Origin of the sequence: Occallatibacter savannae, assembly GCF_003131205.1 — a bacterium.
In the GTDB taxonomy this organism is placed as follows: domain Bacteria; phylum Acidobacteriota; class Terriglobia; order Terriglobales; family Acidobacteriaceae; genus Telmatobacter; species Telmatobacter savannae.
Window position 1 is genome coordinate 118,008 of record NZ_QFFY01000005.1, and the last position, 15,676, is coordinate 133,683.

Annotated in this window: 15 protein-coding genes; 6 read left to right on the top strand and 9 right to left on the bottom strand. The window is 59.0% G+C overall.

Going from position 1 to position 15,676, the window contains the following annotated elements:
* Positions 1 to 6 precede the first annotated feature (6 nt).
* Positions 7 to 1,008, bottom strand: a complete 1,002-nt coding sequence (locus tag DHV10_RS18420; RefSeq protein WP_109488275.1) for an aldo/keto reductase — start codon at positions 1,006 to 1,008, stop codon at positions 7 to 9.
* 54 nt (positions 1,009 to 1,062) lie between these two features.
* Positions 1,063 to 1,587: an O-acetyl-ADP-ribose deacetylase gene (locus DHV10_RS18425; protein WP_109487867.1), complete on the bottom strand. Its 525-nt coding sequence runs from the start codon at positions 1,585 to 1,587 to the stop codon at positions 1,063 to 1,065.
* Positions 1,588 to 2,003: 416 nt separating this feature from the next.
* On the opposite strand from DHV10_RS18425, the gene DHV10_RS18430 reads away from it, so the two are divergent.
* The gene (locus DHV10_RS18430) at positions 2,004 to 4,157 is read left to right on the top strand and encodes a chymotrypsin family serine protease (protein ID WP_162601652.1); all 2,154 of its coding nucleotides are present in this window, start codon (positions 2,004 to 2,006) and stop codon (positions 4,155 to 4,157) included.
* A gap of 10 nt (positions 4,158 to 4,167) precedes the next feature.
* Here the strand turns inward: DHV10_RS18430 and DHV10_RS18435 are convergent, their stop codons facing one another.
* The 4 genes from DHV10_RS18435 to DHV10_RS18450 form a co-directional block, all read right to left on the bottom strand.
* On the bottom strand, positions 4,168 to 4,587 hold the full coding sequence (locus DHV10_RS18435; protein WP_109487869.1) for a DoxX family protein: 420 nt from the start codon (positions 4,585 to 4,587) through the stop codon (positions 4,168 to 4,170).
* 62 nt (positions 4,588 to 4,649) lie between these two features.
* The gene (locus DHV10_RS18440; protein WP_109487870.1) at positions 4,650 to 5,255 is read right to left on the bottom strand and encodes an outer membrane beta-barrel protein; all 606 of its coding nucleotides are present in this window, start codon (positions 5,253 to 5,255) and stop codon (positions 4,650 to 4,652) included.
* 117 nt (positions 5,256 to 5,372) lie between these two features.
* A complete protein-coding gene (locus tag DHV10_RS18445; protein ID WP_109487871.1) occupies positions 5,373 to 5,978 on the bottom strand; it encodes an HD domain-containing protein in 606 nt (201 codons plus the stop codon).
* Complete coding sequence (locus tag DHV10_RS18450; RefSeq protein WP_162601653.1) at positions 5,975 to 6,967, bottom strand: type I phosphomannose isomerase catalytic subunit; 993 nt, start codon at positions 6,965 to 6,967, stop codon at positions 5,975 to 5,977. Before DHV10_RS18450 ends, DHV10_RS18445 begins: the two co-directional genes overlap by 4 nt.
* 166 nt (positions 6,968 to 7,133) lie before the next feature.
* Here DHV10_RS18450 and DHV10_RS18455 point away from each other — a divergent pair, with 166 nt between their 5' ends.
* Entirely contained in the window at positions 7,134 to 7,703 is a 570-nt protein-coding gene (locus DHV10_RS18455; protein ID WP_109488276.1) for a DUF421 domain-containing protein, read from the top strand.
* A 64-nt stretch (positions 7,704 to 7,767) separates the two neighbouring features.
* On the opposite strand, the gene DHV10_RS18460 is transcribed toward DHV10_RS18455, so the two are convergent.
* A complete protein-coding gene (locus DHV10_RS18460) occupies positions 7,768 to 8,355 on the bottom strand; it encodes a pyrophosphohydrolase domain-containing protein (RefSeq protein ID WP_162601654.1) in 588 nt (195 codons plus the stop codon).
* Between the two features lie 204 nt (positions 8,356 to 8,559).
* Here DHV10_RS18460 and DHV10_RS18465 point away from each other — a divergent pair, with 204 nt between their 5' ends.
* On the top strand, positions 8,560 to 9,135 hold the full coding sequence (locus DHV10_RS18465; protein ID WP_162601655.1) for a BamA/TamA family outer membrane protein: 576 nt from the start codon (positions 8,560 to 8,562) through the stop codon (positions 9,133 to 9,135).
* A 50-nt stretch (positions 9,136 to 9,185) separates the two neighbouring features.
* Positions 9,186 to 9,581, top strand: coding sequence for a POTRA domain-containing protein (locus tag DHV10_RS18470; protein ID WP_162601656.1), 396 nt, complete (start codon positions 9,186 to 9,188; stop codon positions 9,579 to 9,581).
* A 251-nt stretch (positions 9,582 to 9,832) separates the two neighbouring features.
* Here the strand turns inward: DHV10_RS18470 and guaA are convergent, their stop codons facing one another.
* Positions 9,833 to 11,383: a glutamine-hydrolyzing GMP synthase gene (gene guaA, locus DHV10_RS18475; RefSeq protein WP_109487875.1), complete on the bottom strand. Its 1,551-nt coding sequence runs from the start codon at positions 11,381 to 11,383 to the stop codon at positions 9,833 to 9,835.
* A 98-nt stretch (positions 11,384 to 11,481) separates the two neighbouring features.
* On the opposite strand from guaA, the gene DHV10_RS18480 reads away from it, so the two are divergent.
* Both DHV10_RS18480 and DHV10_RS18485 read left to right on the top strand, forming a co-directional pair.
* On the top strand, positions 11,482 to 12,717 hold the full coding sequence (locus DHV10_RS18480; RefSeq protein ID WP_109487876.1) for an EAL and HDOD domain-containing protein: 1,236 nt from the start codon (positions 11,482 to 11,484) through the stop codon (positions 12,715 to 12,717).
* A gap of 185 nt (positions 12,718 to 12,902) precedes the next feature.
* A complete protein-coding gene (locus DHV10_RS18485; RefSeq protein WP_109487877.1) occupies positions 12,903 to 14,066 on the top strand; it encodes an alkaline phosphatase family protein in 1,164 nt (387 codons plus the stop codon).
* 114 nt (positions 14,067 to 14,180) lie between these two features.
* On the opposite strand, the gene DHV10_RS18490 is transcribed toward DHV10_RS18485, so the two are convergent.
* Positions 14,181 to 15,500, bottom strand: coding sequence for a metal-dependent hydrolase family protein (locus DHV10_RS18490; RefSeq protein ID WP_109487878.1), 1,320 nt, complete (start codon positions 15,498 to 15,500; stop codon positions 14,181 to 14,183).
* Positions 15,501 to 15,676: the final 176 nt, after the last annotated feature.

Here is a 15,676-nt window from a genome sequence, read left to right on the forward strand (position 1 = left end):
CCGGCCTTAGCTGAAGCCGAGGACGGGGTGCGGGGCGTAGGGCTCCTCTAAGGCGGCGATCTCTTCGGGAGTTAACTTCAGAGAGACGGCCGTTACTGCATCTTCAAGATGGTTGGGTTTGGTCGCCCCGACAATCGGTGCTGTCACCTCCGGCTTATTAAGGAGCCAGGCTACGGCGATCTGGGCCTGGGGAACTCCGCGCTGCTTTGCGATTTCGCCGAGGCGGTCGACGACGCGCTTGTCATCTTCCTCGGTGCGAGAGTACATCGTGTTGCCGAAGCGGTCCGTCTCCGAACGCTTCGTCTGTTCGGATTGCCACGGGCGGGTCAGGCGGCCGCGGGCGAGCGGGCTCCAGGGGATTACGCCGATGCCCTGGTCCTTGCAGAGCGGCAGCATCTCGCGCTCCTCTTCGCGATAGAGCAGGTTTAGATGGTTCTGCATGGAGACAAAGCGCGTCCAGCCATGCAGGTCAGCCAGGTAAAGCGCCTTCGCGAACTGCCACGAGTACATGGAAGACGCGCCGATGTAGCGAACCTTGCCGGCTTTCACCGCATCGTGCAGCGCTTCGAGCGTCTCCTCGATCGGAGTGCCGTAATCCCAGCGGTGAATTTGATACAGGTCGACGTAGTCGGTCTCGAGTCGTCGAAGGCTCTGGTCCAGTTCAAACGTGATGGCTTTGCGCGAGAGGCCGCTGCCGTTGGGCTCGTCGCGCATAACGCCCTGGACTTTAGTGGCGAGGACGATGGCTTCGCGGCGGGCGTTGGCCTTCAAAAATCTCCCGACCACGCGCTCGCTGTCGCCGCTGGAGTAGACGTTCGCCGTGTCCCAGAAGTTGATGCCCAGGTCGAGAGCCTGACGCAGGAAGGGCTGGCTCTCCTGCTCGTTCATCGCCCAGAGATGGCGCCCGGCTTTGGGCTCGTCGGGCGCGGGCGGTCGGCCGTAGGTCATGCAGCCAAGGCAGATGCGGGAGACTTTCAGGCCGGTGCGGCCGAGATTGACGTATTCCATCATTGCTCCTGTGGAGATGGGATTGGGAGGCCGGATCGGCCGCATTGAACTGTTTCAGACTTCTGCTGGATGTGCAGGCGCGGCGAGGAGTTTGTTGTAAATGTCGAAAGTTCTGCGATCGAAGCAGACGAAGTTCACTGTCTCCACACCGCTGTGGTCGACGTGCTTACGGACCGTGTCGACGGCGATGCGGGCTGCTCGATCCGGCGGAAACGAGTAGACCCCGGTGCTGATGGCGGGGAACGCTAGGGAGCGGACCTCATGTTCGCGGGCCAACTCAAGGCACCGGCGGTAGCAGCTTGCGAGCAGGCCGTCTTCATCGCGATCGCCTCCGTACCAGACCGGCCCCACAGCGTGGAAGACCCACTTCGCTGGAAGCTGAAATCCCGGAGTAGCCTTCGCGTCTCCGGTTGAGCACCCGTGGAGCTTACGGCACGCAGCCAGGAGTTCCGGGCCTGCGGCACGGTGGATGGCGCCATCCACTCCGCCGCCGCCAAGAAGCGAGGTGTTTGCCGCGTTCACGATCGCATCGACCGGCTGTCTGGTGATGTCTCCCTGCAGGGCGACGAGTTCAGCCATTTCGCATCTCCGGTTTCGACAATACACCACACTGCGCGTCCGGCTCACCGAACCGGATTCATCTCATTCTGAGACGATCTGTGCTGGATTGAGTCTCTTAAATAGGCGTTTTCAGGGAGACCCCCTCGGTCCGTGAACTCAAACGCGGCATGTCAACGGCCGGTACTTTTGCTCCAGGGCAACGACAGGGCTGTCTGAACCTGTAGAACTAAATGAGCTAACCTGAAAGCTGAGCCGCTGGACTCCTTAACCCGCAGGCGATTCATCCTTTGATTTCCCACAGGCAAAACCCGTCGAAAGAAGCACATAGCCTCCCGCAGCACTCCAAATCGGGTCTGCAGAGGATGCTACTACGGGGTGCGATTCTCGCTCTCGGGCCCGTGGCGACGATCCTTGCGGGCTGCGGAGCCGCACCAGTGACGGCGCATTCAACCAATTCCATGCTTTCGATCTCGCCTGGGGCGAGCGTAATCGACACAAACTGCTCCGGTTGCAACGGGAAAAACTCCCACGGCACTCCTGTACACAGGTTTTCGGCGACGGTGCCGGGCGGAGAAGCGGCGGCAGTCACCTGGTCTGTAAGCGGCGGCGACCCGGCTGCGGGTGCCGGCAACATCAGCGCAACCGGACAATACACGCCGCCCAACTACCTGAGCCGCGATCGGGTAGACGTGGTTGTGACGGCGGCATTGAAATCCAATCCAGGTGTTCGTGCCGATTCCGTGCTGACTCTGACCCCCGGTTTCCTGCAGCCGCTGACTCCGGAGAACGCCGCTCTCGGGCCCGGCGGGAGCGTCACCATCGCCGGCTATCTTGCCGAAGCGGGCGGGTCGAACGAAATTCATTTCGCGCTTTCGAACACCCCGATTGGTGACAGCGGAGGAGAGGGTTCGCTGGGCCCGGTGAATTGCCAGAGGACGCACCGCGCGTTCACTTCCTGCTCGGTCGTGTACACCGCGCCTCCGGCAGTGGCTTCGACCGGGGTGACGTACGTAGTGGGATCGGCGCCCGGGTCTGCGGCGCGAACAGAAACCGCCATCCTGTTGAACGCGCCCGGGGTTGCCAGCAATCCGGCAACGCACCAGAACGCGCTCGCGTTCCCGACGCTGCTGGGCAGTTCGGGCGGCAACAACAACGATTTCGACGAGAAAGGCAACACGATCGTCGACTGCTGCAGCGGAACGCTTGGAGCGCTGGTGAAGGATGACACCGGGCGCGAATACCTGCTCAGCAACAACCACGTCCTGGCGCGTAGCGATCAGGCCTCGGTCGGAGACACGATTGTGCAGCCGGGCCTGATTGATAACAATTGCACGCCCAACGGCGATGGCCCGGGTACAGTACCAGTCGGCGCGCTGACCGCGTGGCTGCCTCTCCACTCGCCCCAGACTAATGCCGACGCCGCTATCGCGCAGGTTGCGTCGCATACGATTGACCCCTCCGGCAGCATTCTGGAGCTTGGTTCGCGACTTGCTGACGGCACCCTTGCCTCTGCGCCGCCCGGAACTTCATCGAGTCAAGGCAAGGGCGAGAGCGCAACCCTTCAGTTGCGTGTTGCTAAGAGCGGACGCACTACAGGCCTTACCTGCGGGCGCGTCACGGCCTTGGATCTGGATGTCGCCGTCGACTACTACCGCGACTGCGCGGAAACAAAGCCCTACCTCACCAAGACTTTCAGGGGGCAATTTGCCGTGAGCGGCGATCGCTTCAGTGATGCAGGCGATTCAGGTGCTCTGGTTGTCGATTCCGTCAATGCCGAGCCGGTGGGACTGTTCTTCGCCGGCGGAATCGATGCAGATGGAGTCAGTCACGCAATCGCGAATTCCGCGGCAGATGTTCTGAACGAGCTGTCCGGTCAGATTCCCGGCGGATCAGAGCTTTCGTTCGTAGGCACGCAGGACCATGAAGTCAGCTGTCTTAGCTATGGCGACAGTTCTTCCTCTGCGGCGCAGTCGAAAACTCTAAGCGGCTCGGAGATCGCAAAGCAGCAGCAGGCCATGGCGCTCGCGCGTGGTCTGGTCAACCAGTCCGCGGGTATCCTCGGCATCGCTCCGGGAAAGAGCACAGACCAGCCGGGCGCCCCAGCCGTGGTGGTCTACATTGATCCGGCATCCTCACCAAATGTACCTAGCTCAATCGGTGGAGTCCGGACCATCGTAGTGCCGGCCGACTTACGTGCCGCAACGCTTGGTTCAGCACCAATGATCGCAGCTGCTGGGACTACTCCTCAGCTGTCCCCATCTGCGCTCGCAACGGCAATCGCCTCCAAGCGCAGAGTTTCACGCGCATTGATGCAGCAGAATCCCGCCTTCTTCGGCATCGGCGTCGGACAGAGCCTGGATGACCCCCGTCAGGCAGCGCTGGTTGTATATGTCGACCGCAATCGCATGCCCTCGGAATTGCCCGCAACCCTCGCCGGTATGCGGACGCGCTACATCGTCATGGATAGATTGCACGTGACCCGCTCGTATGCGCAGGCCTTCCCCGCGGCGCACCATTGCGTTCCGCACGAGACCGGGAATCAAGCGGCAGATCGTTTGTGGATCCCGCAGGGTATCGATTTGCCCTGATCTACCCCGATCAAACCCGTCGGCGGTGCAGCCAGAGCGCAATCATCCCGCAAAGCAGTGAAAACGGAACGAAAGCTCCCGAGAACTCACGCAAGACGAAGAGGGTGCAGATCGTGGCTGCAAACGCGATCAGAATAAGGATCGCCAGACCAGCCTCAACAGCCGAGGGAATCAGAACCAGGAAAGCTCCGACTGCCTCAAGCGCGCCGGTGAAGTACCGCAGCCACTGCCCCAGCCCGATCTTCTCAAAAAGAATCACCCAGGGCGCGCCAGGGTCGCTCTTGAACTTGGCTGTTCCGAAGTAGAGGAAGATCACAAAAAACAGGGCACGAATCGCCCAATCAGCTGCAGAGTTCGGAAACCGCAACCGGCGCGGAGCTTCGTCTGGCTTGGGAGCGGGTTCAGGCAGTTCCTGGATAGCATCGGTCATCTGATATCACAAGATACTCATCGAGCGCTCGAGATAAAGGGCGCCGAAGCGCCCTTCTTTATCTACTGCTGGATTCGCCCAAGATCGTAAACGACGCCGAACGTAAAGCCGTTCGGGTTGAGATCGTGAGGGCCGAAAATCTGATGCCAGAACTGATATTCATATTCGCCGCGTGCGGAGAGCCGCCCTACGAGGCGGACGTCGGCTCCGGCTGCCGGCGCGAAGATAACTCGGGTGTCCTGCTGATAGCAGCAGCTGCCCGGGGGCCCCGGGAAGTCGATGTTGCCGAATCCGATCAGGTACTTCGCATAAGGCCGAATCAAGCGGTCACGACGCCACTGGTACATTGGCCCGCCCAGTCCCGTTGTCATCCGATGACCCGCAATATAGGAAGGCGTCGCGTAGTTTACATCGCGGCCTTCAATGTCCAGACCCAGTCCCTGCAATTGGCGAGGCATATGTGGCAGACGCCAGTCGATCCACAACGTCAGGCCGATCTGGCGAGGATTCTGGACACCCCAGTCGTCACTGAAATCTGCAACGCCGAAGCCCACACTCAGAGGCGTTCTGCCCTCGCGAGCCGAATACGTGACCTGGGCCCCCAGATGCGCAGCACAGCCCAGCAGGATCAGAAACAGAGTCGGTATCAAGACCGGCTTACGAACCATGGTGCATATCCTCCCAAAAACAACGGACTGGAAAAGCAGAGACTGCGTCTGTTCGCAACGAATAAGTCTGAGGGGCAATGAAGCAGTGACGCAGAGCTGGTGCCAAGTCAGAATCGACTAGTAGAGCTGATCTCCGGCCTCGTTCTTGATGGCGTCTAAGAACGAGCGTAGCATCTCTACTCTCGATTGAGCGATGACCTTAGTTTGTGTTAGGCGCATTTTTCCGGGCAGCTCTTCAGCAGCAGACCTGAGCACGGGAAGAATCGAACTGAATGAGGGGTACCGGGTATCGCGGCCGACCTTGGCCGCCGCTCGCATAACGGCGATCGCACCCAGCTGTTCGAGAATATCCGCATCTCTCAGCAAAGTTGCTTCCACGCTCAGCGGTTCGTCCTTCGACTGATGGTGCAAGATGGCTTCAGCCACGCCCTCCATTTTCTCTCGAGGAAACCCCCATCCGGACAGAAGGTCCCTGCTTCGCTGGATGGTGTATCCGACGTGGTCCCAGCGGGAAAGTTGCTCGGGATCCTGAGGGCGGTGCCCGAGAAACACACCAAGGTCATGCATCCAGGCTGCCGCGAAGAGGATGTCGTCATCGTAGGCCATTCCCCGGCCGATCTCAGTGGCAAGCGAGTACACCCGTGGCTGGTGGCCGTATTTATCCGCCGGTGTGGCTTCGGCTCGAATGTAGTCGACAACGCGTGCGCGCCAGGTCGGGCTCATTGCACGCTTCCGGGCATGCGCGCGGAGATGCGAATCAGGTCGAGCCCACCCAGATCTTGAATGGCGAAGACGGGCGAGGACGCGGGAATCGCCACAATTCCGCGCTCCGGAAGTTCGAGCGGTTCGAAGCTCGGGCTGGTGAGACGCGCGCTTCCGGCCGCGGCAAAAAGATAAGACAGATGGGGAGAGGTTTCGTTCGTACGCTCAAGCGTGGTGCTCGAACGGCTCACGTCTACAGGAATCCTCTCGACACAAAAATAGGTGCTATCCACAAGCACGGTCCTGTCCGCCAGAGCACGCGCTTCCACCTTGCCCGCCTTTGTCGTGAGTCGCGTGGATTCGATCGATCTCTCAATGTGCAGTTCGCGGCCGCGCCCATAGTCGTACATGCGGTACGTGATGTCCGAGTTCTGCTGCGTTTCCAGAAGAACAGATCCGGGCCAGATCGCATGAACGGTGCCCGCATCAACGAAGATGAGATCGTCCTTGTGCACGGGCAGCAGATTCAGGCTGTCTTCGAGCGTCCCTGCATCGATCTTCGATTTCACTTCATCCAGCGTCACTCCGGTTTTCAGCCCCACGGCAACTCGCGCATCGGGTTCAGCGGCGAGCGCGTACCAGCACTCCGTTTTTCCTCGGGGCTGACCGTATCTCTGTGCGAGCCGGTCGTCTGGGTGAACCTGCACGCTCAATTTTTCGCGAGCAAAGATGACTTTGATCAGGAGGGGCGATCCAGAGGATGCGAAGTCCGGGCCTAGCAGCGCGCGCGGTTGCTCATCGAAAATGGCTCCCAGAGTCTTGCCGCGATGCGATCCGGTGGCGATCTTGCATTCATCGCCCGTGAGCCAGACCTCGCCGATGGGCTCCTGCTCCGCGATGCGATCGTACCAGGGTCGAAGGTCCTTCCATCCCCATACTCGGCCCACGAATTGAGGCTCGATGCGAAAAGGCGTGATTTCGATGAAGAGTGGATCGGAAGCAACAGACACGCGGGTAAGACCTCCGAGAACAACTGGCGTTTTCACCAGCCGATGAGCAAATGCTTGAGCGGATTCTACCGCAGAGCGCCTCGTTTTCTATCTCGGTACGGGTCGAGCTGAATTCATCGGTTTGCGCCGGAAGCAGGTATACGCTCGCAGCATGATCCTCGTCCCCATGCTTGACAGCATGTTCCACCTGCAGCTTACGCTTCTAGAGAAGGTAGTGCGCCCGGTCATCGTGTATCTCGTCCTCGTGCTGCTGCTCAGGTTGTTTGGAAAGCGCGAACTGGCGCAATTAAATCCATTCGATCTCGTGGTGCTGCTGTCGCTCTCAAACACGGTGCAGAACGCGATCATCGGCGACGACAACTCCGTCACCGGCGGAGTTGTCGGAGCGTTCAGCCTGCTGGCAATCAACTGGCTTGTGGTGCGGATGCTCTTCCGGTCGCCGCGGCTCAACCGCGCGCTCGAGGGCAAGGCCGCGGTCCTGATCCGGGAAGGGCACATCGACCGCAAAGCGCTCGAACGCGAGGCGCTCACACGCGAGGAACTGGTCGAAGTGGTCCACAGGCAGGGATTCGAGCACATCCACGACGTGCACCGCTGCGAACTGGAACCGAACGGCACGTTCTACATCGAGGCGCGCGATCCATCGATCGCAGATAAGCGGCACGAGGAATTGCTGGCGAAGATCGAGAGCCTGGTGCAGCAGGTAAATGCAATGCGCGGGACAGGAGCAGCCTAATCTGCCAGGCCGAATTCAGGGTTTCACTTCTGATATCACTGGTACTTCCCGGGATGAGCCCGATTCAGCGCGCAGCGATGAGCGGGCGTGTAGCTTCAAGCTGCTCTTCAATGACCTGCCTGATGTTAGCCGGCGAGTAGGTGGGTGCCTTGATAAACTTGCCGTCCTCCCGCTTGTGAACTTTCAGGATCGTCTGCCATGAGCCGCCGTGGGCATACGAGTCGCCGGGATGGACCAAATCGGAGCCGGATCCACGCTCGAGGACAGCGTCACAGACACTGCAGTGCGGCCATGCTTTGCTCATGTTGCTGCGCTGGACTTCGTCCCAGGCGCTCTGAGCCTCGATGCCGGCGGCGTTCAGCGCGCCGTAGGTGACAACAAGCTGGTCGATGCAGCCGTCCACATACTCAACCAGGTCAGGCGCACCGTCCGCATCGAGCTCCACTGCGATTTCGTCAATCACTGAAGCACCCGCGCCAGACTTGACCGTGCACCCGCATGCCCGCACAAATTCGAGAGCCTCTTCAAAGACCAGACGTGCGCGGAGAAGACGTGTGGCGGCGTCAGGCAGTTCCGGAGACTCCTTCACTTCCTGCTCGAATTGCTTCATTAGGGTGACGATGTCGTGCTGCGGCTGGTAGGGCTTGTTCATGAGGTCCTCAGGAGAACTGTAGCGGAGAAACAGCAGGGTTGGCCTGTGCAAAGAGAGGTACGAAATTGCCGTAGGTGATTGAATCAGCAGAGATCAGTAAATCTGGATTGGCCGCCAATTGCGTGATAATCTCCCCCTGACATGTCGCACAAGCTAGGGTCTTTTTTTCTGCTCACGGCAGTTGTGGCCACGAGTCTGTCGCAGTTGGCTGCAGCGCAAAAGTTTCAGCCCAAATCCATTCAATTCAAAGGAGCAGAGGGATATTCGGATGAGGACCTCATCTCCGCAGCCGGGCTGAAAAAAGGCGTGGTCATGGATTATGCCGAGATGAACGATCGCACGAAGCAGCTGCTGGATACCGGCCTGTTTTCGACGCTAGCTTTCAAGTTCGATGGTCAAAATCTGATCTTTACCCTTACCCCCGCTACCAATCTCTATCCCATCCATCTGGACAATTTGCCTCTGGACCAGGGTGCGGAGCTGGATGCCAAGATTCACAATCTCGTTCCGCTCTACTACGGGAAGCTCCCTTCGGAGGGTGGAATCACAGAAGCGGTCCGCGGGGCTCTTGAAAAGATTCTTGCGGAGCAGGGCTTCCAAGCAACCGTCACGGCTATTCCTGGCACGGTAGCGGGACAAGGGAGCACTGTTCACTTCTCAATTTCTGCGCCTCCCGTGTTCGTTGGGTCGATTCAACCGACAGCCAATTCCAAGCCTCTTGATCAGGGAGCATTTGACATCGTCTCAAAGATGACGTCCTGGGCAGTGCGAGCCAGATAATCACGTATCTCGGCAATTACTATCATGACAAAGGCTACCTAGAAGCCTTGGTGGAGGCCAAGCCACAAAAAGCAGCGCTCGCCGATGGCTCCATTCGCGTGCCATTTAGGGTTTCGGTGGAGCCGGGCAGTCAATATCGACTTGCCGCAGTACGGCTGGCGCCAGAAATCGTCGTTAGCCAAGCCGACTTCGATAAACAGGCTCATCTACATTCCGGAGATATTGCCGACGGCCAGCATGTGACAGAGAACTGGGAGTATATAAGCCGTCAGTACCACAATCATGGATACATGAAGGCCAGCGTGCATCCCACCCCGACGTTCGATCGAGTAAAAGGGACCGTAAGCTACGACGTGATGGCAGATCCGGGTCCGATTTACGCGATAGGCGCACTTTCGATTGAGAACGTGAGTGACGACCTCCGGGCTCAAATGATGGCAGCTTGAAAAATGCCGGCAGGCGCAACCTTTAATGAAGGGGCAATCCGGAGCTTCTTCGCGATCGATGGGACAGTCAATCCGAAGCTTAATCGAATATTTGCAGCAACCAGCTGTAGCTACACGCTGCATTTGAACGACGAGAAACGAACGGTTGACGTGACTTTACGCCTGGATCGAAAGAAGTAGATTTCTAGTAATTGGAGGGAAGAGGCATCCTTTTCCCTGTGGACGAGGCCAGGAGATCCAGAAAGCTCGCACTACTCCCACTCAATGGTTCCGGGCGGCTTTGAGGTGATGTCGTAAACCACACGATTGATCCCGCGAACTTCGTTTACGATCCGGCTTGAGATTCTTTTCAAAACCTCATGCGGCAGGAAGGTCCAGTCCGCAGTCATGCCGTCTTCAGAGTGCACGGCGCGGATCGCGCAGGTGTAGGCGTACGTACGCTGATCGCCCATGACGCCGACGCTCATCACCGGAAGCAGAACGGCAAAGCTCTGCCAGATGCGGTTGTAGAGACCCGCGGCCTTGATTTCGCTGACGACGATATCGTCGGCCTCCTGAAGCAGCGCGACGCGATCTGCCGTCACCTCACCGAGGATGCGCACGGCGAGTCCTGGGCCAGGGAACGGCTGGCGGCCGAGAATGTCTTCGGGCATGCCCATGTCGCGGCCGATACGGCGCACTTCGTCTTTAAAGAGGTCGCGGAGAGGCTCGATGAGCTTGAGCTTCATGGTCTCCGGCAGACCGCCCACGTTGTGGTGGCTCTTGATGGTCTGGCTGGGGCCTTTGACGGAGGATGACTCGATGACGTCGGGATAGAGCGTGCCCTGGACGAGCCAGTCGACACCTCCGGTTTCTGCGGCGATGCGGTGGGCCTCGTCGTCGAAGACGGCGATGAACTCTGCGCCGATGCGTTTGCGCTTGGTTTCGGGATCGGTGACTCCGGCGAGCTGCTTGAGAAAGCGATCGCTGGCGTCGACGGCGACGAGGTTCAGGCCGAGTTTGTCGCGCAGATTCTTCTGGACGTTTTCAAATTCGTTTTTGCGCAGGACGCCGTTGTTGACGAAGACGCAGGTGAGCTGGTTGCCGATGGCTTTGTGGACGAGGACGGCGGCGACGGAGGAGTCGACACCACCGGATAGCCCGCAGATGACGTGACCGGAGCCGACCTTTTCGCGGATGGAGGCGACGGTGGACTCGATGAAGTGGGCAGGCGTCCAGTCGCCGCGCGCGCCACAGATATTGAAGACGAAGTTCTTGATGAGCTGCGGACCGAGGGGCGTGTGGTGAACTTCCGGGTGGAATTGCACGGCCCAGATCCGGCGCTCTTCATTGGCGATGGCTGCCAGCGCGTTCGAAGTAACCGCCGCGCGCTTGAACCCTGCAGGCAGTTCCAGGGCTTCATCGCCATGGCTCATCCAAACCTGGATCGCTTCCGGCAACCCCTGGAAGAGCTTGATGGATGTGTCTTCGAGGGCGACTTCGGCATGGCCGTACTCGCGTTTGGGGGCGGTCCTGACCTTCCCGCCGAGGTGGTGAACGATGAAGTGGAGTCCGTAGCAGATGCCGAGAGTTGGCAGGTTGAGCTGCAGAAGGGCCGGGTCGGCCTTCGGCGCGTCGGCGTCATAAACCGAAGACGGGCCGCCCGACAGGATGATCCCAAGGGGCTTGTAAGACTGGACTTCAGAGACCGGTACCGTGCAGGGAAGCACGACCGAGAAGACGTTGAGTTCGCGGATGCGGCGCGCGATCAGCTGCGTGTACTGCGATCCGAAGTCGAGGATAACGATGGTTTGGGTGTCCACCTTTCAGTGTGGCAGGGGGCGCGACGGGCTGTAAAGAAAGTTCCTGGACTCAAAGATTCCCGATTTCTGCCGATATACGCACTGAAGGACCCTGCACAATGGAAAACTCGCTGATAGACGATCCGCGGCCGGTGCGCTTTGCGACCAGACAGCCCATTCTCGCTGCTGACGAGACCGTAATCGGATATAAGCTTTTGTTTCGCACTGACGTCATGATTCATTTCTCTTCTCAGCGGGAACCGGATGCGGCTCGGCGGACGATCGATATGTCGACGCTTCTCGGTCTGGACGTCCTCTGCGATCACCGTCTCGCCTTCATCGGATGTGGCCGCGAAACCCTGCTGGAGCAGGGACTCGCATTCCTCCCTGCCAATCGGGTAGTCGCTGAAATCGAGCGTGGTATCGAGGTAGACGATGCGGTGCTTGAGGCCTGCTGCGCACTTAAGAATGCCGGCTATCGGATTGCCCTCGACGATTTCACCGCCGACGACCGGAGGCAGTCCATCGTGCATCTCGCGGATTATTTGAAGGTCGATTTGAAAGCTCAGGGATGGAGGGACATTCCGGAGTTGGTAGGACCCGACAACTGGAAGAACGCGGTCCTTCTTGCGGCAAACGTAGATTCGCGTGAAGACTTCGATCTGGCCCGCAAAGAGGGCTTTCAGCTGTTTCAAGGCTACTTCTTCCGCAAGCCGGAATCACTCCGGACGCGAACAGCGCCTACGAATCGATTTGTTTACCTCCGCTTGCTGCAGGCCGTGATGCAGCAGGAGCTCGATTGGGATCGCGTCGAAGAACTGATCAAAAGCGACCCGACTCTCTACTACCGGCTGCTTCGATTCCTGAATTCTCCACTTTTCGGCATCCGCGGCGAAGTGCGCACCGTCCGGCAGGCATTCACGCTCATGGGCGAAGACGAATTGCGCCGCTGGTGCAAGCTGGCAGGAATGTTCGAAATGTCGAAGGGGAGGCCGGGAGAGCTCCTGCTCTCAGCCCTGGTCCGAGCCAGATTCGCCGAATTGCTCGGCCCGCGCATCCAGAACAGCGGCGCGGACCTGTTCTTGCTCGGGGTACTGTCGATGATGGATGCAATCCTCGAGATTCCCATGAGCGCAGTCATTGAGGGACTGCCCCTCGATCAGCGCGCGCGACAACTGCTGCTGGAGCACGATGGAGATCTGGCGCCCATGTTCGAACTCATCTCTGCCGTAGAGGCAGGAATGTGGGAGCTCGTGGTCCGCTGGTGCCGCGAAGTTGGGATGGCAGAGGATTTCGCCGCCTCTTGCTACGGAGAGGCCATGCAGTGGGCCCAGTCCCTCGCGGCCCTCAGCTAGACGTACTGATTCAACGAATCTTCACAGATCCGTAACAGCGGCAGTGCTGTCCTTTCATCGGCTCTTAAAACGCAATTCATATAAACGATGCGGACGAAGGAAAATTCCGCGATCCAAATCGCCGGAATCACATCCTGTCCCCGGCACTGTCTCGAAATCCTTCCACCCTGAAGAGGTCTATCCAGATGAAAATGAAGCAAGCCGCTCTAGCGCTTCTCCCCTTTGCGCTGTCCAGCACCTTTCTCGCCGCTGAGAAACCCGAGCATGACCGCGCTGTACCGCGGATCGATCATGCGTTCGTGATTTTGATGGAGAACCATGCCTATAGCCAGATTCTCGGAAACACCAACGCTCCTTTCATCAACAGCTATGGCAAGTCTGCAAACCTCGCGACCAACTACTACGCCGTCGGCCATCCGAGCTTGACCAATTACCTGGAGATCGTGGGCGGTTCGAACTTCGGCATCATTAACGATGATTCGCCCGATTGGCACAACACCTCGTGCACGCCGAACATCGTGAGCGGCATCCCGGCCGACGAAACGGCAACCACCAATACGTGCCCCATCAAGGGAGCTGGCTGGGACGCGGCGACGCCCGCCGTTGACACAACCAACGAAGGCACCCCGCAGGAGCCGGTCTATAACTTCCCGCTGTCGCCTGCGTTCACGCGCGGCATCAGCATTGCGGATCAGCTGGTGGAAGCCGGCAAGAGCTGGAAGTCATACCAGGAGAACCTGCCGCCCTACGGTGCAGACGGCGTGAACAACAGCGACGGACTCGTTTCCGACGTCACCGAGAAAGAGCCGGGTATGCCCAAGCTCTACGCGGTCAAGCACGATCCGTTTGCCTACTTTGCCAGCGTTCAGTCTGGAGAGGATCGCAAGCTGAGCCTGAAGCAGATCGTTGGCTTTGATCGGCTCTGGGCGGACCTTGAGAGGGGCGACGTACCGGATCTGGCGTTCATTGCTCCGAATCAGTGCCACGATCAACACGGACGTGGAACGAGTGAAGTGGGCACCGGATGCTCTGTCGACCAGAACGCGATCGCGCAAGGCGATGCGGGTTTGCACACCATCATTGACGGCATCAAGAATTCGAGGGCCTGGAAGCACGGCAACAACGTAATCGTAGTGGTGTGGGACGAGAACGACTACAGCAGCCTGCCCAATCAGGTTGTCACGATCGTCGACACGAACTATGCCCCCACGGGAATCCAGAGCAACGTTCGCTATAACCACTTCTCCCTGCTGAAGACGCTGGAAGCGGGCTTCGGGCTGCCGTATCTGAACCACGCTGCAGATCAGGATGTGAAGCTGATGGGCGACCTGTTCACCGGACAGAAGTAAAGCTGCAAACGTAGAAAGCGCCGGTCAGCGGAAAGCTGGCCGGCGCTTTGGCTTTACAGGCTGTGCGCCGTTCGTCGCGCTCTTTACGATGGCGTCGCTTATCGGCGACTTGACTTATCTAATCTCGGCGCCGTTCTGCTTGTAGACCACGCCGGCCTTCATCACGAACTTCACGTCCTGCAAAGTCCGCACGTCGTCTATCGGGTTCTTATCGACAGCGATGATATCCGCCCACTTGCCGGGTTCGAGCGTTCCCGTCTTTGCCGTCAGGCCGAGGAGGTCGGCGGCGTTGATCGTCGCCGTTTGCAGCGCCGCAAGCGGCGTCATTCCGAGTTGATTCACGTAGACGTCAACCTCATGTGCGTTCAGGCCATGCGGATAGACAGCAGCATCGGTTCCGAGAGCAATCTTCACGCCGGACTGCATTGCATGCTTGATGTTCTGCTTGGCGACCGAGCTTACGTCGACCATTTTCTTGTGATAGAACGCAGGGAGCTGGCCCTTCTCGATCTGCCAGTCCTCGAGGTAGAGGGTAGGCACCAGATAGGTCCCGTGCTTCTTCATCATGGCGATCGCGGCATCATCAATGTAGCTGCCATGCTCGATGGAATCGACTCCTGCCTCACTTGCCCACAGAATGCCCTGCGCTCCATGTGCGTGCGCCGCGACTTTGCGGCCCAGGCGATGAGCGTCCGCCACAATGGCCTGCATTTCTTCCAACGTGTATTGCGAAGCCTGAGGGTCGTCGCCTTTCGAGAGGACTCCGCCTGTAGCGCAGATCTTGATTACGTCTGCTCCGTACTTGATGTTCTCGCGAACTTTGTGTTGCACCTGTGCGATGCCGTCTGCCACGCCATCCCCGACAGAGTGGTATTGCGCGGGCAACAGGTTGTCATCGCAGTGGCCCCCGGTGATGCCCATGGCGGGTCCGCTAACCAGCATGTGCGGACCAGCCACCTGGCCGGCATTCACCGCGTCGCGAAGATCGACATCCGTAAAACCGCCGGCTCCCACGTTTCGGACCGTGGTGAAACCCGACATTAGCGTCTTGCGGGCGTTGACGACTCCATTGATCGCTTCTTTCGCGCTAGTCGAAGTGACTTCGCGGAAGGGATCGAAGTCGGGGTTCATGGTCAGGTGGGTGTGCACGTCCATCAAGCCGGGGAGAACCGTCGCGCCGCCGAGGTCAATCACCTCGTCGCCGGGCTGCTGCGACACGGAAGCGGTAGCGCCGATGGACTGGATGGACTCGCCCACGACAACGATGGTCTGAGCGTCAGAGAGCTTGCCGGTTTTGACATCGAGCAGGTGCCCGGCGCGAATGAGGGTTCGCTTCCCCGATTTGGCGTCCTGCTGAGCAGGTGAGGAGGTCGAGGCGGCAAATGCGTACAATACAACGCACGAACAAAGAGTGAGCTTCAACTTCAAGAGCATGGATTTTCTTTCTCCGTCTGAGGCTGTTGACGGAGTTTAGCAAAGCGCCGCTCTTGTGCGTCCAGCCAAATCTCAGTCTCTTGCGTAGCCCTATAATGCGGAATGCGGTGGCGTAGTCGTCTCAAAGGCCTCTAAGCCGCCATGCATGGCCTACTTCTGGCGATCGCACGTTGATG